This is a genomic window from Pseudonocardia oceani (genome assembly GCF_019263585.2).
Taxonomy (GTDB): domain Bacteria; phylum Actinomycetota; class Actinomycetes; order Mycobacteriales; family Pseudonocardiaceae; genus Pseudonocardia; species Pseudonocardia oceani.
In genome coordinates, this window is the sequence record NZ_JADQDF010000001.1 from 4,724,603 (window position 1) to 4,742,704 (window position 18,102).

The 18,102-nt window shown below is 70.9% G+C and carries 16 protein-coding genes; 12 read left to right on the plus strand and 4 right to left on the minus strand.

From position 1 onward, the window contains the following. Positions 1 to 42: 42 nt before the first annotated feature. Complete coding sequence (locus I4I82_RS23725) at positions 43 to 591, minus strand: flavin reductase family protein (protein WP_218589007.1); 549 nt, start codon at positions 589 to 591, stop codon at positions 43 to 45. Further along, positions 591 to 2,057 carry a 4-hydroxyphenylacetate 3-monooxygenase, oxygenase component gene (hpaB, locus tag I4I82_RS23730; protein ID WP_218589008.1) on the minus strand — a complete coding sequence of 489 codons (1,467 nt, stop codon included), beginning with the start codon at positions 2,055 to 2,057 and terminating at the stop codon, positions 591 to 593. Before hpaB ends, I4I82_RS23725 begins: the two co-directional genes overlap by 1 nt. Before the next feature lie 169 nt (positions 2,058 to 2,226). On the opposite strand from hpaB, the gene I4I82_RS23735 reads away from it, so the two are divergent. From I4I82_RS23735 to I4I82_RS23745, 3 genes are read left to right on the plus strand one after another with little or no spacing between them, the layout of a single operon-like run. After that, positions 2,227 to 3,495 carry an LLM class flavin-dependent oxidoreductase gene (locus I4I82_RS23735; RefSeq protein WP_218589009.1) on the plus strand — a complete coding sequence of 423 codons (1,269 nt, stop codon included), beginning with the start codon at positions 2,227 to 2,229 and terminating at the stop codon, positions 3,493 to 3,495. A gap of 29 nt (positions 3,496 to 3,524) precedes the next feature. Continuing rightward, positions 3,525 to 4,616, plus strand: a complete 1,092-nt coding sequence (locus I4I82_RS23740; protein ID WP_218589010.1) for an LLM class flavin-dependent oxidoreductase — start codon at positions 3,525 to 3,527, stop codon at positions 4,614 to 4,616. Next, entirely contained in the window at positions 4,609 to 5,475 is an 867-nt protein-coding gene (locus I4I82_RS23745; protein WP_225920665.1) for an LLM class flavin-dependent oxidoreductase, read from the plus strand. The genes I4I82_RS23740 and I4I82_RS23745 overlap by 8 nt, the downstream gene beginning before the upstream one ends. Positions 5,476 to 5,492: 17 nt before the next feature. Here the strand turns inward: I4I82_RS23745 and I4I82_RS23750 are convergent, their stop codons facing one another. Continuing rightward, on the minus strand, positions 5,493 to 6,227 hold the full coding sequence (locus I4I82_RS23750; protein ID WP_218589011.1) for a GntR family transcriptional regulator: 735 nt from the start codon (positions 6,225 to 6,227) through the stop codon (positions 5,493 to 5,495). A 138-nt stretch (positions 6,228 to 6,365) separates the two neighbouring features. Here I4I82_RS23750 and I4I82_RS23755 point away from each other — a divergent pair, with 138 nt between their 5' ends. Genes I4I82_RS23755 through I4I82_RS23770 form a run of 4 tightly spaced genes read left to right on the plus strand, consistent with a single transcriptional unit; the run spans position 6,366 to position 9,095 of the window. Then, positions 6,366 to 7,310, plus strand: coding sequence for a 3-carboxyethylcatechol 2,3-dioxygenase (locus I4I82_RS23755; RefSeq protein WP_172167014.1), 945 nt, complete (start codon positions 6,366 to 6,368; stop codon positions 7,308 to 7,310). A 23-nt stretch (positions 7,311 to 7,333) separates the two neighbouring features. After that, positions 7,334 to 7,948, plus strand: coding sequence for a cysteine hydrolase family protein (locus I4I82_RS23760; RefSeq protein ID WP_218589012.1), 615 nt, complete (start codon positions 7,334 to 7,336; stop codon positions 7,946 to 7,948). Further along, positions 7,945 to 8,805, plus strand: a complete 861-nt coding sequence (locus I4I82_RS23765) for an alpha/beta fold hydrolase (protein ID WP_172167010.1) — start codon at positions 7,945 to 7,947, stop codon at positions 8,803 to 8,805. The genes I4I82_RS23760 and I4I82_RS23765 overlap by 4 nt, the downstream gene beginning before the upstream one ends. Continuing rightward, on the plus strand, positions 8,805 to 9,095 hold the full coding sequence (locus tag I4I82_RS23770) for a YciI family protein (protein ID WP_218589013.1): 291 nt from the start codon (positions 8,805 to 8,807) through the stop codon (positions 9,093 to 9,095). The genes I4I82_RS23765 and I4I82_RS23770 overlap by 1 nt, the downstream gene beginning before the upstream one ends. A 12-nt stretch (positions 9,096 to 9,107) precedes the next feature. Here I4I82_RS23770 and I4I82_RS23775 read toward each other — a convergent pair whose 3' ends face one another. After that, complete coding sequence (locus I4I82_RS23775) at positions 9,108 to 9,932, minus strand: alpha/beta fold hydrolase (protein WP_218589014.1); 825 nt, start codon at positions 9,930 to 9,932, stop codon at positions 9,108 to 9,110. 340 nt (positions 9,933 to 10,272) lie between these two features. Here I4I82_RS23775 and I4I82_RS23780 point away from each other — a divergent pair, with 340 nt between their 5' ends. From I4I82_RS23780 to I4I82_RS23800, 5 genes are all read left to right on the plus strand, one after another. After that, positions 10,273 to 13,287: an AfsR/SARP family transcriptional regulator gene (locus I4I82_RS23780; protein WP_218589015.1), complete on the plus strand. Its 3,015-nt coding sequence runs from the start codon at positions 10,273 to 10,275 to the stop codon at positions 13,285 to 13,287. A 165-nt stretch (positions 13,288 to 13,452) separates the two neighbouring features. After that, positions 13,453 to 14,877, plus strand: coding sequence for a metal-dependent hydrolase family protein (locus I4I82_RS23785; protein ID WP_218589016.1), 1,425 nt, complete (start codon positions 13,453 to 13,455; stop codon positions 14,875 to 14,877). Between the two features lie 70 nt (positions 14,878 to 14,947). Continuing rightward, positions 14,948 to 16,360: an APC family permease gene (locus I4I82_RS23790; protein ID WP_218589017.1), complete on the plus strand. Its 1,413-nt coding sequence runs from the start codon at positions 14,948 to 14,950 to the stop codon at positions 16,358 to 16,360. 124 nt (positions 16,361 to 16,484) lie between these two features. Beyond that, positions 16,485 to 17,615, plus strand: a complete 1,131-nt coding sequence (locus I4I82_RS23795) for an FAD-dependent oxidoreductase (RefSeq protein WP_218589018.1) — start codon at positions 16,485 to 16,487, stop codon at positions 17,613 to 17,615. A 37-nt stretch (positions 17,616 to 17,652) separates the two neighbouring features. Then, on the plus strand, positions 17,653 to 18,066 hold the full coding sequence (locus tag I4I82_RS23800) for a hypothetical protein (RefSeq protein ID WP_218589019.1): 414 nt from the start codon (positions 17,653 to 17,655) through the stop codon (positions 18,064 to 18,066). The last annotated feature ends 36 nt before the right edge of the window (positions 18,067 to 18,102 follow it).

Consider the following 18,102-nt stretch of genomic DNA (forward strand, 5'->3'; position numbering starts at 1 on the left):
ACTGCTCCTTTGCCATGCGGGACCGGGGGAAGAGCGGGCGGCTCACCAGGGGGCGGAGAGCAGCCATTCGTGCGGGGCGGTGGCGGCGGCACGCTCCCAGTCCGGCCCCGGGAGGTCGAGGAACGCGCCCTGGGCGTAGAGCAGCGGGTCGCCGGTGTGCACCCGCAAGCCGTCGACGCGGCCGAGGACGATCACGTGGTCGCCCCCGTCCCGGATCTCGTGCACGGCGCAGTCGAGGTGGGCGAGCGCGCCGTCGAGGTGCGGTCCGTACCGGCCGGGGGAGTGCGCGACCCCGGCGAACCGGTCCGCGGGCCGGGCGAAGCCGCGGGCCAGCGCGCCCTGGTCCGAGGCCAGGATGCTGACGCCGAAGCCGGGGGCGGCGCTCAGCGTGTGGTGCATCGACCGGTCCCGGTTGAGGCAGACGAGCACCAGCGGGGGGTCGAGTGAGAGCGAGCAGAACGCGCTCACCGTGCAGCCGACCGGACCGTCCGCGGTCGTCGTCGTGATCACGGTGACGCCGGTGGCGAACTGGCCCAGGGCGTAGCGGAACCGCTCGGGTTCCACCCGGCCGGTCCGCGGTCCCGCCGCCATCAGGAGACCGGACCGTCCGGGTCCCCGGCGAGGGCGAGCGCGCGGTCCACCAGCCGGAAGCAGTCGGACTTGTCGTAGGACAGGTAGTTCATGGCCAGGATGCGGACCGGGTCGCCGGCGTAGTAGCGCTCGTACTGCAGCGCCCGTTGGCCGAACGCGTCCCCGCACAGGTCCCAGGCCAGCTTGTAGAGCCGGATGCGGTCCACGGCGGGCATGTCGGCGCCGCGGTAGTAGCGCGCGATGTCCTCCGCGATGGGCGAGCCGAAGTCCTCGGCCGAGGGCATCATCAGCAGGCCACCGGCGCCGAGGGTCTGCAGCACCTCCACCAGCTTCGGGTACTGGGTGGACAGCAGCACCCGCAGCGTCTGCAGCGCGTTGAACCGCGGCCGGACGGTGCCGGCGTCGGTCGTCTCGTACTCGGCCTCCGACGCCACGATCAGGGCGTGCGCCTGCTCCACGGCCGCGATGCACTCGCCCAGCTTCTGCTGCACGTGCAGGAAGCCGTCGATCTTCACCGACTGGCTGAGCTTCATCGCGAGCCCGGTCACGAACTGCAGCTTGACCAGGCCGCGCACGCCGGTCTGGTGCGCGGTGTGCTGGCGCAGGTTCGTCTCGGAGTAGAGGGCGTTGGCCAGCGCGACGTCACCGTGCAGGAACACCCGGTCCCAGGGCACGAGCACGTCGTCGAACACGACCAGGCAGTCCGCCTCCTCGAAGTGTGCGGACAGCGGGTGGTCGAAGGGGTGCCGGGTGCCGTCGTCGAACGGGGCGCGGGAGATCAGCCGCAGGCCGGGGGTGTCGATCGGGATGGCGAAGCAGGCCGCGTGCTTCTCGTCGCCGGGGCGCAGGCCGGGCAGGCTGTAGATGATCAGCTCGTCGGCCATCGGGGCGAGCGTGGCGAGCATCCGCGCACCGCGGACCACCAGCCCGTCCGGGCCCTCGGATACCACGCCCATGTGCAGGAACTGCTCCTGCTGCTCCGACGCCGTCTTCGACCGGTCGGTCTGCGGGGTGATCAGTGCGTGGGTGAGGAACAGGTCGTTGTCGCGGACGTACTCGTAGTAGCGCTGCACGTTGTCGGCGTAGCGCTGCCCGAGCTTGGCGAACACGCCCGGCGACTCGGTGAACGCCATCAGCGTGGTGTTGAGGAAGTCGGGGGAGCGGCCGAGCAGCCCGAGCGTGGGCTCGGCCCAGGCCCGGTAGGCGGCGCGCCGCGCGGCCAGGTCGTCCTGGGTGCGGCAGGGCAAGAAGGCGCGGCCCACGGCTGCTCCGTCGGGGCCCTCCCCGGTGAGCACCGGGGCGAGTTCGGGGTCGTGCTGCAGGTCGTAGAGCCGGGCGATCTGCTCGATCGGGCGGCGCAGGGCGGGGTGCGTGGTGACGTCGTCGACGCGCTCGCCCCGCAGCCACACCTCACGGGGGTGCTTCTGCAGGTTCTCGACGTACTGCGCACCGGTGCGGACGGGCATCGACGGTCCCTTCTCGAGCCGTGCGAACTGGAATGCTAGCGTGCCTCGCACGGTAACCGCCCTTACATCGGGGGGCAAGAGGCTCCTTGACAGTCGATCACGGCACGTGTTGCATGCCAGCATGCTAGGAGGCCAACGATGGCCTCCCCTGTGGCGAAGGGTGTCCGAGATGCGGTTGGGAACCTTCCTGCTGCCGAGTGCAGCGGCGACTCCCGAGCAGTACCGGCAGGGCTACGCGGGCGCGAACCCGAACTTCTACCAGCGGACACTGTTCGAGAACGCCGCGGTGCTGCGGCAGATCGACGAGCTGGGCTTCGACTTCGCGGCGTTCTCCGAGCACCACTTCCATCTCGAGGGCCTCGAGATGTCAAACAACCCGATCATGCTCGGCGCCTGGGCCGCGGGGATCACGAAGAAGCTGCGCGTGGGGCAGATGGCGACGGTGCTGCCCTCGCGCAACCCGATCCTGGTGGCCGAGGACCTGGCCATGCTCGACCACTTCAGCGGCGGCCGGATGCTGGCGGGCTTCGCCCGCGGCTACCAGACCCGCCACGTGACCACGATCGGCCAGAAGAACGGTGCGGTGGCGACGTACGCGACCGACCCGGAGTACGCCGCGCACGACGCGATCAACCGGGAGCTGTTCGAGGAGGCCTACCAGGTCGTGCGCGGCCTCTGGGAGAACCGCGAGTTCTCCTTCGAGGGCAAGCACTGGCAGGTGCCGCCGCGTGGGATCACCTGGGACCACCCTGGCACCCGCGCCATGGCGCCGTCGATGCTGGGCGCGGGCAACGAGCTGGAGAAGATCGGCATTGCCCCGAACACCCTGCAGGACCCGGCCACGATCGAGCTGATGGTGCCGTTCACGCTCAGCCCCAACACCATCCGGTGGGCGGCGCGCGAGGGCGGCTGGCCGATCATCTTCAGCCCGATCGAACAGACCGTGAAGGCCTGCCTCGACGCCTATCACGAGGAGGCGAAGAAGCGGGACCCGGCGATCGGCTGGGGGCAGAACGTCGGGCACTTCCGCGAGATCGTCGTGGCGGACACCGACGACGAGGCCCTGGCGATCGGCAGGGACGCGCTCGGCTTCATCTGGCCCGAGTGGCACGACCACTTCGGGTTCAACGAGGCGCTCCGCTACCCGGGGGAGGAGGGCCCGATCAAGAACGACTACCAGACCATGGTGGACCGCGGGTACTCGATCACCGGCTCGGTCGACACCGTGGCGCGCAACCTCGAGAAGGCGATCGAGATGTTCGGCATCGAGCTGCTCGTGCTCTGGATGGGGCTGGGTCCCGCGCCGATCGACAAGCTGTTGCGCAGCAACGAGCTGCTGGTCGAGCGCGTGCTGCCGAAGATCGGGATCAAGCTCGACCGCTTCGAGCCGACCCTGCGTCCCGAGTTCGACACCCCGAAGTGGACCGACGTCAGCTGACCCGTCCGTCGAGTACACAGGAGCGTTCCATGGTCAAGACCTGGATCTTCGACATCTTCAACTACCCGTACTCGCCGGACCCCGCCGACTTCGACCCACAGAAGTGCCAGGAGCTCTACGACTGGCACTTCGAGTCCTGGATCAAGGCCGACGACCAGGGCTTCGACGGGATCTTCTTCAGCGAGCACCACTTCACCGCCTACAACGTCAGCCCGTCACCGAACCTGCTGGTGGCCACTATCGCCAGGCTGACCCGGAACATGCGGCTGGGGGTGATGGCCAACATCATCCCGTTCCACGACCCGCGCCGCCTCGCCGAGGAGGCCGCGATGCTCGACTACCTCACCGGCGGGCGGCTCGAGGTGGGCATGGGCCGCGGCGTCGACGAGCAGGAGTTTCTCCGGCAGGGCGTGCCGATGGAGGAGACCCGCCCCCGCTTCGAGGAGGGCATGGAGCTCATCCACACCGCGTGGCGGAACCCGACCTTCACCCATCACGGCAAGTTCTGGAACTACGAGGACGTCAGCATCTGGCCGCGTCCGCTGCAGCAGCCCAACCCGCCGGTGTGGATCACGGCGCTGAGCCCGGCGACCGTGGAGTGGGCGGGGCGCAAGGGGTACAAGATGGGCCACACGTTCCTGTCCACCCCCGACACCAAGGACATGTTCGACCGGTACCGCAGTTCCGCGGCCGAGGCCGGCAACTCGACGAGCCCGGACCAGCTCGCGGTCATGCGCAACATCTTCGTCGCCGACTCCGACGAGGAGGCCCGCGAGATCGCCGAACCCGCCCTGGACTACCTGTTCGCGCTGTTCAAGGAGCACGCGATCTTCGACGACCTGGACAACGTGCCGGCCGGCTACGAGTACTACTCGTCGTTCTTCCGGCCGTTCACCTCCGGGCCGATCAGCTGGGAGGGGCTCATCCACGCCGGGGTCGTCTGCGTCGGTTCGCCGGAGACGGTGCGCGACCAGCTCGTGGCGCAGGCCGAGCAGCTGCAATGCGGCAACATCATCATGTGGGGCTCGTTCGGGACATTGACCAGGGAGCAGACACTGCGCTCCTACGAGCTCTACAGTCGCGACGTCATCCCGGCCCTGAAAGGTCTCAACCTTGGCTGACGCCACGTCGATGCAGGTCGGGGTCGGGCTTCCGGCAGCGGTGCCCGGAGCCCGGCCCGACCAGGTCGTCGAGTGGGCCCGGCGGGCGGAGTCCGCCGGGTTCTCCTCGCTGGCCGCGCTGGACCGGGTCGTCTACGACAACTACGACCCGCTCATCATCCTGGCGGCCGCCGCATCGGTCACCGAACGGATCGGGCTGTGCACCTCCGTCCTGCTCGCCCCCGCCCGCGGCTCGGCGACGATCCTCGCGAAGCAGGCCGCCACGATCGACCGGCTGTCCGGCGGCCGGCTCACCCTCGGCCTCGGGGTAGGGGCGCGTGAGGACGACTACGCCGCGACGGGCGCGGACTTCACCGACCGGGGGCGCCGGCTCGACGTGATGCTCGCCGAGCTGGTCGGGACGTGGGCGGCGGCAAGCGGCCCCGCGGGGATCGGTCCCGCGTCGCCACGCGGACGCCCCGGTGTCGTCCTGGGTGGCCGCTCGCCGCAGGCGCTGGACCGTGCCGCCCGGTTCGGCGACGGCTGGGTCGCGGGCAGCGCGGGGTTCTACGCCACCGGCGCGGCGGTGGTCCGCGAGGGCTGGCGGCGGCACGGCCGGGACGGCTCCCCGCGGACGCAGGCCGTCGCCTACGTGGCGCTCGGCGCCGACGGTCCAGCGCGGGCCGAGCGCTACCTGCCGGAGTACTACGCCTTTCTCGGTGACGCCGCGACCGGACTGGGCTCGACTGCGCTCACCAGCGCCGCGGCGGTCCGGGAGGTGGTCGCCCGCCTGGCAGGGGAGGGGTGCGACGAGTTGCTGCTCTTCCCGTGCAGCTCCGATCCCGACCAGGTCGACCTGATCGCCGATGCTCTCGCCTGACGGCCGACCGGCGCCTGTCAGCCGTTGTGCTCGACGATCGACGGCTGCGGCCAGATGATCCCGATCGTGCCGATGATGTGGGCCTCGGTCTCGAGCCGCGCGGTGGCCCCGTCGGCGGCGCGGAGGGCCCGAACGATGCGCTCGTGGTCGGCGTGCCGCTGCTCGAGGGCCTCGGACAGCGGCGCCGTGCTCCCCATGGTGTTGATCAGGAAGTCACTGAGGTCCCACATCCGCTGGCTGGTGGCCGCCATGATCGGCGACCTGGCCATCTCGTGCACCACGGCGTGGAACCGGCGGTTGTGCAGCCGGTAACCGCGGCTGCGGGCACCTGCATCGTCCCCGTGGCGCAGCGCGCCGATCTGGTCCTCCACCTGCTCGAGCAGCGCGATCTGCGCGTCGGTGCGCCGGGCCGCCGCAATCTCGGTGATCGTGCCCTCCATGCCACCGAAGAGCCTGAAGAAGTCCTCGACCTCCTGGTGCGGGTAGTCGCGCACCTGGCAGCCGACCTGGGGAATGATCTCGACCAGGCCTTCGCCGGAGAGCCGACGCAGCGCCTCCATGACCGGCTGCTTGCTCACCCGGAACTCGGCCTTGAGGGCCTCGACCTGCAGCCGCTGGCCCGCGGCGAGGACGCCGTCGAGGAGTCGCTCCTTGATCTGCTCGTACACGAGCGAGCCGAGCCCTTGGGCGGTCGGCCGCCTGCCGGTGAAACCGGCGGGGGAGACCGACCACGCGCTTGGATCACTGCTCATGGCCACCCATCCAGCCTATCGAGGCCGCCCGAGGACGGCGCCCCGACATCGCGAGGGAGCGCCGTCCGGGCCCTTGCCCATGGCGCAGCACACCTCTAGAGTCGGTTGAAACGCTAGAATGCTAGCAGGGAGTCAATGATGACGCTGGCGCTGTGTACGACCTCCCACACCCCGCTGATGGGCAAGGCCGATCCGGCCCCGGATGTCACGGGGAGGGTGGAGGACGCGTTCGACCGGGCCCGCGCGTTCATCCGCGACTACGACCCCGAACTCGTGGTGATCTTCGGTCCGGACCACTACAACGGCTTCTTCTACGAGGTCATGCCCCCCTTCTGCATCGCCGCCGCCGCGGAGTCGGTCGGGGACTACGGACTGCCGAAGGGGCCGCTCCCGGTCGATGCCGACGCGGCGCGCCACATCGCGGCGGAGGTGCTCGCGGAGGGAGTCGACGTCGCGGTCTCCGAGCGCATGCAGGTCGACCACGGGTTCTCCCAGCCGCTCGCGCTGCTGTTCGGGGCGATCGACGTCGTCCCCGTCGTTCCCGTCTTCATCAACTGCGTGGCCGAGCCGCTCGGGCCGGTTGCCAGGGCCCGCCATCTCGGAGCGGCCGTCGGACGCGCTGCGGCCGGCCTCGACAGGCGCGTGCTGCTCGTCGGCTCCGGAGGCCTCTCGCACGACCCGCCGGTGCCCCAGCTGAGGGGTGCCCCGCCGGAGGTCGCCGAGCGGCTGATCGCCGGCCGCAACCCGACCGCGCAGGAGCGGGCGGTGCGCGAGGCCAGGGTCGTCGGCGCGATCGCCGACTTCGCCGCGGGCACCTCCGACCTGATGCCGCTGAACCCCCACTGGGACGCGGACATGATGGCGCTGCTCGCCTCCGGCGAGATCGAGCGCATCGACGATCGGCCGAACACGTGGTTCGTCGAGCACGCAGGCCACTCCTCGCACGAGGTGCGCACCTGGATCGCGGCCTACGCCGCGCTCGGCGCCGCCGGCCGGTACGCGGTCGAGACCTCCTTCTACGAGGCGATCCCGGAGTGGATCGCCGGATTCGGGCTCACCACCGCCCGCACCGTCACCTCCTGAGACCCCGACCCCGAGAGGCAACCATGGAGCTCGAGCCCCGCCGGACCGCGTTCATCGCGGTGCACTACCAGAACGACGTGATCACCCGGGACGGTGCCTTCGGCGCCTTCTTCGCCGAGCAGGCCGCGGCGGCCGGTGTCGTCCCGACCACCAGGACGCTGCAGGAGGCGGCACGCGGCGCGGGCTCCCTCGTGGTGTACACCCGTGTGGCGTTCCAGCCCGGTTACGGCGACCTGGTGGGCAACTTCCCGTTGCTCGCGATGGTCGGGCAGCAGGGCTGCCTGGTCGACGGGACGTCCGCGGCCGCCATCGTCGACGAGCTCACCCCGCAGGACGGCGACATCGTCGTGACGCACCAGCGCGTGAGCGGGTTCGTCGGCAGCGAGCTCGACGCGGTGCTGCGCGGCCGGGGCGTCGACACCGTCGTGATCACCGGCGTCGCCACGAACATGTCGATCGAGAGCACGGCGCGCAGTGCGGGCGACCTCGGCTACCGCACGATCGTCGTCGCCGACGCGTGCAGCGCCGCTGCCCCGGAGGTCCACCAGGCGTCGCTGGACAGCCTCGGCATGCTCGGCGAGGTCGTGAGCAGCTCGGACGTGCTCGAGGCGCTGAAGGTCCCGGCGGTGAGCGCATGAGCCGCCCCTCGGTGTGGTCCGCGCTCGCGGGTGTCGAGCTGAGCATCCGGTACGTGCAGGTCGGGGAGTGGCGGACCAGGGTCCTGGAGGCGGGCGAGGGTGAGCCGCTGGTGCTCATGCACGGCACCGGCGGGCACCTGGAGGCCTACGCGCACAACATCGGCCCGCTCTCGCGTCGGTTCCGGGTGATCGCCTACGAGTACCCCGGCCACGGGTACACCACCCACACCACCCGCGACCTGGAGCTGCCGGACTACGTCGCGCACCTCGACGGCCTGCTCGACGCGCTCGGCATCGGACGCGCGCACCTGTCGGGGGAGTCCCTGGGCGGTTGGCTCGCGCTGAAGTACGCCGCCGCGCACCCGGACCGCACCGGCCGGGTGCTGCTCAACACGCCCGGCGGCACGATGGCCACGCCCGAGGTGATGGAGCGGATCCGCAGCCTGTCCCAGGCGGCCGCGGACGATCCGAGCGAGGAGCGGATCCGCGCCCGGCTCGAGTGGCTGATGGCGGACGCCTCGTCGGTCACCGACGAGCTGGTCGGCATCCGCCGCGCGATCTACGCGCGGCCCGGATTCGCCGAGTCGATGCGGCACCTGCTCTGCCTGCAGGACCCGGAGATCCGCGCCCGCAACCTGGTCAGCGACGACGAGCTCGCCGCGGTGGCCGGGCCGGCGCTCGTGGTGTGGACCAGCGACGACCCGTCCGGGCCTGCCGCGGCAGGTATGGCGATGGCCGACAAGATGCCGAACGCCGGCTTCGAGGTGATCAAGGACGCCGGGCACTGGCCGCAGTGGGAGCAGCACGAGGTCTTCAACGCCCTCGCGCTCGAGTTCCTGACCGGGGAGCGGGGCTGATGGCGCTCTTCGCGGTGGTGTGGCGCTACACCGACGACGTCGCGCTGCTCGACGAGGTTCGCCCGCGGCACCGTGAGTACCTGGGGGGCATGGTGGAGCGGGGGGTGGTGCGCCAAGCCGGACCGTTCGGCGACGGCTCGGGCGGTCTGCTCGTCTACGACGTCGAGGACGAGCACGAGCTGGCGACGTGGATCGCCGAGGACCCCTTCACCGTGAGCGGGGTGATCGTCGAGAGCCGGTGGTGGCCCTGGACCCCGGTCGTCGGGCCCCTGGCCGAGCCCCGCGGGTGAGCGCCAGGCCCGTCAGGCGCTCGACCGGGACGCGACGACCGTGGTCCGCAGGAACGCCTCGATGTGCCCGTTGAACTCGGCAGGCCGCTCCAGCCAGATCAGGTGACCCGCCCGCGGGACGCGCGCCACGACCGCCCCCCGGATCGCCGCTGCCACGGCTTCGTTGTAGCGGGGCAGCGTGATCCGGTCCTCCTCGCCGTAGACCACCATGGTCGGGCACGTGATCTGGGGCAGGCGGTCGGCCGTCTCGTGCACGAGGTCGGCGCGGAAGTGCGCCGCCGTGCCGTCGAGCCGCGTCGACATGTGCCGGCGGAGCTCGGCCTCGACGGCGGTCTGGAGATCGGGCTCGTCGTCGATCACGCTCGGGGACGACATCCAGAAGGCGAACTGCCCGTAGACGTCCAGGGGTCCGTTCTCCAGCGCGTACAGGCGCGAGGTGAAGTGCCGCTGCATGTGCTTCTCGCGGCCGGTGGAGGACCAGGTTGCGGCCAGCACGGCGCTGCGCACGCGGTCCGGGCGCAGCAGCGCGATCTCCTGGGCGACCGCGGACCCGAGACTGAGACCCACGACGTGCGCGGGCGGCAGGTCGAGCGCGTCCATCACGCCGATGACGTCGGTTGCGAGGTCGGCCACGGTCGGGGGCAGGTGGCCGCCGACGGTACGGCCGCTGCCGCGCAGGTCAACGGTCACGCAGCGGTGACGGTCCCGGAAGTGGGCGACCTGGTGGGTGTCCCACATGGATCCGGCCAGGCCGGTCCCCGGGATCCACACGATCGGGTCACCCGAACCCGCCTCGTCGTAGTGCATCTCGACGTCTCCGATGCGGACACTGGGCATCCGGCGCTCCTCGGTCGTGTGCGTGGGCAGCAGGGGTCGGCTGCCCGTGCCTCCGGCTCGGGCCGGCCATGTACCGTCGCAGGTCCCCGTGAGCGGCGCGTTAACCAGGTCACAGTCGCCTTGCCAACGTTTGTATGCTCTGTTGCATGCAATGTCCCCCTCCGATCGGTGGGGGAGCGACGAGTCGGCAGTCACAGCGGTCCGCTGCTCGGGGTGCTCCTCACGGCGGGCTCGGGCGCACAGAGTCGCCGAGAACGAGGCCGACGCGGCGTGGCCGGGTGGGGTGTGGAGCGATGCCCTGGTGTGAAGCGCCCTGCAGGATGCAGCGGGGCCCGGTCTGATGCGGGTCATCCAGCTCAAGATCACCCCGCCGCCGGTCGGCGGGACGACGGTGCGGCGGCCGCGCATCGAGTCCTTGCTGAGCCGCCTCATCGAGCAGCACCGGGTCGTGTGTGTCCTCGCGTCGGCGGGCGCGGGCAAGACGACGGCCGTCCTGCAGGCGGCCCAGCAGCTGAGCCGGCCGCTCGCCTGGCTCGCCATCGACGCGACCGACGCCGTCACCGGGCGGCTGCTCACCTACCTCGAGGCCGCGATCGCCCGCCAGATTCCGGCGGTGGAGGGGCTGGCGAGTGCGGCCCTGGCCTCGCAACTGCCGCACGCGGAGGTGGCGGGCCTGCTCGCGGAGGCCGTCGGCGACGCCAACCTGCTGCTGGTGCTCGACGACGCGGAGCGGCTGGCCGAGGAGCCGGAGGCACTGGCCGTCGTGTCGTCGTTCGCCCGCTACCTGCCGGCGACCGCGCGGCTCGTCATGATCAGCCGCTCCGTCCTGCCGTTCGCCGCCGCCGCCGGCGCCCCCTTCCTGACCTACGTCGCGGCGGTCGGCGAGGAGGATCTCGCCTTCACCGTGCAGGAGGCGACCGACGCGCTCGTGCTCTCGGGTCGGCCCGACGTGGACCCGGCCGAGGCGATCGTGGAGACCGGCGGCTGGGTGACCGGAGTGCTGTTCGAGGCCTGGCGCTCGGCGGACCACGTCATCGGGGTCGGCGGCGAGGCCGATCCGCTGCACGGTTACCTGGCCACCCAGATCCTGGCGCAGCTCCCCGCGGCCGACCGCGAGTTCCTCATCTCGGCGGCCCTGCTCAAGGAGGTGACGCCGGCCGCCGCCGAGTGCCTCGGCCTCCCGGATGCGGCGGTCCGGCTGCACAGCCTGCGCTCCCGGCGGCTCCCGGTGGCCTGGGACCGCGCCGGTAAGGCGATGCGCTGCCACCCCCGGTTCCGCGAGTACCTCCTCGAGCTGCTGCACCGGCGCAACGACGCCGAGGTGCGGGAGTTGCACGCGGCCTACGCGAGGCTGCTGGTCGAGCTGCAGCACGACGAGGAGGCCGTCGAGGAGTTCTTCGCCGCCGGCCGGCTCGACGACGCGCTGGAGGTCGTCGAGCGGATCGTCATCGGGGTCATCGAGCGCACCGACTTCGCGCTGGCCGAGCGCTGGCTGAACCGGTTGGAGCCGGTGGGCCACGACAAGCCGGCCGGTCTGGTCGTCGCCGAGCTCATGCTGGCGCTGGCGCGCGAGGACTACGCACGTGGCGTGCGGCTGGCCGACGAGCTGGCGGCGGCGGGCAGGCGCGACGAGCTGGCCGCGACGTCGAGCCGGGCGGCGAGCCTCATCGCCTGGTGCTACCTGCACGCGGGCCGGGTCACCGACATTCACGCGGTGCTGGAGGTCGGCCGGTCGGGCGAGGAGCTCGACGCCATGAGGTACGCGATGCACACCGTGGACGACGTCCCGGCCGCTCCGGACACCCCGGAGGGGTGGCTGACCGGGGGGCCGTTCGACGCGCTCGTCATGCGCACCCACTACGACCGCGGGCGGCTGAGCCTCCTGGCCGACCCGCCGTCCTCCCCGTGGGCGGCGAAGGCGGCGGAGCCGTGGCGGGTGGGGGCGCTGCTCGCCACCGGCCACACCGAGCAGGGGTTCGAGCTGTACCAGCGACTGGAAGGCCTCCACGAACAGGGTGTGTGGCTCTCCGCGGTGATGGGGCCGAAGCTGATGGCCGAGCTCGGCGAGCACGACGCAGCCTGGCGGCTCCTGCGTAGCGGCCGCGAGCGCATCGTCGCCAGCGGGTCCGAGCTGTTCCGCATGCTCAGCCTTCTCACCGAGGCGGAACTGCTGCTGCAGCTCAGCCGGGACGCGCGTGCCGCTCGGCAGGTCCTCGAGGAGGTGGCGCGGCACCCGATCGGTCGGCAGTACGCGAACATCCGCGAACACGCGAACACGCTTCTCGGCGCGGCTCTGCTGCTGGAGGGCGAGGACGTGCGCGCCAGGGACGGCCTCGCCGCGGCGGTCAGCAGCATGCAGCGGGGTCAACGCATCCTGTGGCTGCCAGAGGCGGCCGTCCACCTGGCCGAGGCGCAGTGGCGGCTGGGGGAGGAGCAGGCGGCCGACGACGCAGCCAACCTCGCGTTGTGGGCCGCCGAGCAGCAGGGGTCGAACCACCTGCTGCTGCGGGCACTGTCGGAGTTCCCGGCCGTGCTGTCCCGACGGCTGGACATCGAGCGCGGTGCCGACTCGCCGTGGCACGACCTCGGTCGCGCGCTGATGGTGCAGGGTGTCGCCCTCGGCGACGTGCTCGCGGCGTCGGTGCACGTGACGGAGTTCGGGCGGACGGCTGTCCTGGTGAACGGCGAGGACGCGGCGCTGCGGTTGAAGAAGAGCTACGAGCTGCTCGCGTACCTCGCCAACAGCGGACGCGATGCCGTACCGCGCCAGGAGCTCCTCGAGGTGCTGTTCGAGGGCCGAGCCGACGACGCCGCCGGCTCCTACCTCCGGCAGGCCGTGTTGCGGCTGCGGCGGGCTGTGCCGGACGTGTTGCGCACCGACGCCGTCGCCGGCCGGGTCGCCCTCGGCGCCGGCGTCCGCGTGACCACCGAGTCCGAGCGGCTCTCGGCGCTGCTCCGGCAGGCCGCGAGCCTGCGTGGCCAGGACCGGCTGCGGACGCTGCTGCAGGCACTGGAGATCTCCGACCGGGGCGAGTACCTGCCGGGGGTGCTGTCGGCGTGGGCAGAGGAGCGCCGCCAGCAATTGACCTCCGTGGTGCAGGAGGCCCGCCACGACGCCGCCGAGATCGCCTTCGCCACCGGGCACTACCGGCAGGCGGCCCGGCTGGTCGGTGACGTGCTGCACGCCGATTCGTTCCGGGAGTCGGCGTGGCGCCTGGAGATGCGGATCGCCGACGCGCTGGGCAACCAGGACCGCGTGATCGCGGCCTATCGGGCGTGCGAGCGCGCCCTGACCGAGCTCGGCACCCAGCCCACCGCCACCACCGTGCAACTGCTGCAGGACCTGCGCCGCTGACGGTTCCGGGCGGCCCGCGACATGCGGTCCGACCTGCGCCGTCACTCGTGAACCGCCGGTTTCGCCGCGATTCACGCCGCCCGTCCACCATTCGCCGCTACAGCGACACCGCCGCGCAGCACGACCGTGCCGGCGCCGAGCGGGAGATCCAGGAGGACGCACGCGATGCCCTCATCGTGGTTGCTCATCGAGAACGGCACCGTCGTCGACGGCACGGGCGCGGCGGCGTCGGCCGGGACGTCCGTCCTGGTCGAGGACGGACGGATCGTCCGTGTCGGCCCGGACGCCACGGCCGATGCGGTGCCGCGCGGCGAGCCGCTCACCCGGATCGACGCCACCGGCAAGACCGTCATGCCCGGCCTCATCGACGCGCACTGCCACATGACCTACGGCGAGAGCCGCAGCGAGGAGGAGATCGACCTCTACACGAGCCCGGAGCTGCGCACGCTCAAGGCCGCGTTCCACGCGCAGAAGGTGCTGAGGGCGGGCGTCACCGGGATCTCGCAGCCAGGGGGCAGCTACTTCATCGGCGTCGGGCTGCGCGAGGCGATCAAGGACGGCTTCGTGCAGGGGCCGCGGATGACCTCGGCCGGCCGCTACATCAGCACCAGCAACAGCCTCACCGACTGGTACCCGGACTCGGTGGGCGTGCCCGAGGGGTCCATCGGCATCCTCGCCAACACCGTCGACGGGATGAAGGACGAGGTGCGGCGCCAGGTCAAGGCGGGCGTGGACCTCATCAAGCTCGCCGACAGCCCGTACGGCGACTACCAGGCGTTCACCGACGACGAGATGAAGATCGTCGCCGATCTCGCCCATCAACTCGGCAAGAAGGTCACGATCCACGCCCGCGGGTCCGCCGAGGTCGATGCCGCTGTCCGGGCCGGCATCGACTGGATCATGCACGGCAACGTGATGACCGACGAGACGATCGGCAGGCTCGCGGAGTCGGGCACCCCCCTCGTCCCGACGCTGCTCCTGCTGGCCAACGTCGCCGACTTCGGCGCGCAGGTCGGGGCGCCCGTCGACCTGCGGGACGGCATGAAGCGCATGCTCGAGAAGACCGGGGACAGCCTGCACCGCGCCCACGAGGCCGGAGTGAAGATGGTGCTCGGCACCGATACCGGCTTCTCCGTCGCCCCGTACGGCGAATGGCACGCGCGTGAGCTCGAACTGCTCATGAACTACGCGGGTCTGTCGTCGCTGGAGGCGATCCAGGCGGGCACCCAGCACGGCGCGCTCATGCTCGGCCTCGACGGAGAGGTCGGCGTGATCGCGCCGGGGATGATCGCAGACATCATCGTGGTCGACGGTGACCCGGTGGAGGACATCACAGTCCTGCAGGACAAGCGACGCATCGAGACCGTCGTCCAGGACGGCCGTGTCGTCGTCTTCGACGAGGCCGCGCTCGAGCGGCGGTGGCCGCACGACCGCGCCCAGATCTATTCGGTCACCGACCTCACCTACGACCTGGTTCACGGTCAGGCGGGGGAGGCCGGCAACGGGGAGCTCGCGGAGCTCGACCAGAGCGACGCGAGGGACCTCGTGGCGGATCTCCAGCACCGGGAGACCTCCGCACGGATGTGCTGACGGCCCGCACCGGCCGTCGGACCTGCAGTTGCACTTCCCTCCCATCCGTTCCCATCACCGCGGAGCCCAGATGACAACCAGCAAGGAAGTCCCCGAAGGGCAGTACGAGGACGGCGACGACGTCGGTCTGGTCGACGAGAAGCCGCTGTCCTGGTTCGACGTGTCCGCCATGGGCACGGGCGAGATGCTGTTCACGGCCGGTTGGGCCTGGATCGTCTTCATCGCCAGTGCCTACGGCATCAAGTGGACGATGATCGGGTTCGTCGCGGGCGCACTGGTCATCAACATCGCCTGGTGGCTGTACCGCGAGATGATCACAGCGGTGCCGGAGCCGGGGTCGATCCAGTCCTACGGCCGCGAGGCCGGCCTCTTCTCGCTCGGCACCTCGTACTTCATCCTCTATGCCCCGGTCTACGGCGCGTTCATGTGGCTGGAGCTGCTGATCGCCGAGGGCCTGCTGTCGCTGCTCTTCCCGGACGTACCGGTGGCGATCTGGCCGTACGTGGTGATCGTGCCGGTGGTCGCGCTCAACCTGCTCGGGCACCAGATCACCGGCAAGGTGCAGGCCGCGCTCGTCGTCATCACGCTGGTCGGCGACATCGTGCTCGCGGTCGGCGTCTGGTGGCTGTTCGCCGACAGCGGCTTCTGGGCCGCGAACTGGGAGTCGCCGAGCCCGGTCAACTGGTTGACGCTCTTCACGGTCGGCGGGCTCTGGCTCGGGATCATGGCCGGCATCCTCGAGGTGCAGCAGGTCCTCGTCGACGAGTGGCAGAACTTCAGGCAGTCCCGCGACGTCGGCCTGCTCTCCGCAGCGTGGCAGCTGTGGATCCGGCAGATCCCGCTGGCGTTCGGGATCCTGGCCAGCGCCCCGCTGGCGGCGCTGCTGCTGCTGCCGGTGCCCACGGTGGGTATCGTCCAGGAACGGCTCGGTCAGGCGACCACGCACCCGCTGTTCTACCTGGCGTTGATCACCATGCTGATCGCCACGTACACCACCCTCAGCGTGTTCTTCATGGCGATGGGCAAGATCGTCGCCCTGTACGCGCAGCAGGGCGCACTGCCGCGGGCGTTCGGGCGCTACTCGTCCCGCTCGGTGCCGTGGGTCGCCATCCTGGTCCTCGCCGTGTTCGCGCTGATCGGCGTCTACTGGCGCGACTTCACGTTCATCGTCCACATGCTGTCGATGTGGTCGGCGACGCTGTACTTCCTGATGGCGCTGTTCTTCATCCGGATGCGGGCCCGCAAGAACCTCGACCGGCCGCTCACCGTCCGCTACGGCGTGCCGCTGGCGGTGTTCCTGCTCATCTACACGGGGCTCATCGCACTCGGCATCACCGTGCTCGACTGGCACGCCGCGGCGGCCTGGTTCGGACTGGTCCTCGTCATCGCGCTCTACGACAAGTTCGTGGTGCCGCGCACCAAGCGCGGTGGCTTCTACCGGGCGCAGGTCCTGCGCCAGCGCACCGACGCCACGCGCCTGTAGCGCGGGCTCAGGAGCGGCCGGGGATCCCCTCACCCGGTGGCGACTCCCCGCCGCGCCCGCGGCCGGACCCGTTCCGGCCGCGGCGCGCGGCACCACCTGAACGACTGATCGGAAGGACGTCGCAGTGACCAAGGCGAGGCATGCGGAGATCGCCGGGGCCGGGCTGGGTGGTCTGGCCGTCGGGATCGCGCTCGCCCAGCGCGGCTGGCGGGTCCGGATCCACGAGCGCTCGGACGAGCTGCGCATGTTCGGCGCCGGGATCTGGCTGTGGGAGAACGGTCTGCGTTCCCTCGCCGCACTCGGAGTCGAGCAGACCGCCACCCGGCGGGCCAAGCGGATCGAGACCCTGGTCGCCCGTGACCCCGAGGGCAAGGCCCTGATGCACCGGACGTTCGGCGAGGCCGACCGGCTGCTGCTGCCACCGCGTGCGGACCTGTACGACGCGCTCATCGCCCGTGCGCGCGACCTCGACATCGAGATCATCCCGGGCTCGGTCATCGTCGGTGGCCACCCGAGGGGCGAGCTGGAGGACGAGGACGGCAAGGTCTGGAAGGCCGACCTGGTGGTCGCCGCGGACGGCGTCTTCTCCCGCGTCCGGGAGTCGATGCTGCTCACCCAGCGGGTGGACTACCTCGACGAGGGCTACACCCGGCTGCTCATCCCGCGCCGGCCGGAGGACCCGCAGACCGAGATCACCGAGTACTGGAACGGCTCGCGCCGGCTGCTGTACGACCCGTGTACGGACGAGGTCAACTATGTATGCCTGTGCTGCAACGTCGACGACGAGGTCGGCCGACGGGTGCCGGTGGACAAGGACAGCTGGCTGGAGTCGTTCCCGCACCTCGGCGGGATCATCGAGCGGATCGGCGAGGTCGGCCGGTGGGACCGCGCGATGCGGGTGACCTGCCGCGCCTGGTCCCGCGGGCGGGCGGTCGTCGTCGGCGACGCCGCGCACGCGCAGCCCCCGAACCTGGGGCAGGGCGCCAACCTGACGTTCCAGAACGCCCTGTCGCTGGCCGTCTACCTGGACCGGGACGACGACGTCGCGTCGGCGTTGTGCAGCTGGGAACGCGGGGAGCGGCCGCTCACCGACCACGTGCAACGCTGGACCGACCGCTACGGGCGGGTGGCGAGCGCGTGGCCGGAGCGCTTCGCCTCAAGGCGGAGCCAGGTCCTCGAGTTCGCGACACGGGTGCCGTGGGTGGACAAGCAGCTCAACAAGGCGGCCCGGCACATCCCCGTCGGTGCCGTGTGACACGTCAGGAACCATCCGTCTGGAACGAGGTTGACGCATGACGCAGGAAGCCAAGGCGTCGGGGGGCTACGACTACCTCCCGCGGCCGGAGACCGTCACGAAGGAGTACCTGCGCGAGATCCTCGAGCAGTACTACTTCCACAAGTGGAACACCAACAAGGACACCCTCGCGGCCGTCAAGAAGTGGCGTGACTGGCCGCTGGTCGTCCGCATGCCGGACGTGAAGGAGGACTTCACCGTCCTCATCGACGAGGGCACCGTCCTGAGCGTGGCGAACGGTCTCCCGGAGCGCCCCCGCATCCTCGCCACGATGCTCTCCGACACGATGCAGCGGATCTACTACGACGAGACGACGGCCGCCATCGAGTCCATCGCCGGCCGGATCAAGATCCGCGGCAACGAGGTCGAGCGCCGCCGGATGCTCGCAGCCATCTCCTACCTGACGTGGTAGAGCGGCCTCCGCCGACCCGACACCACCTGACCTGAC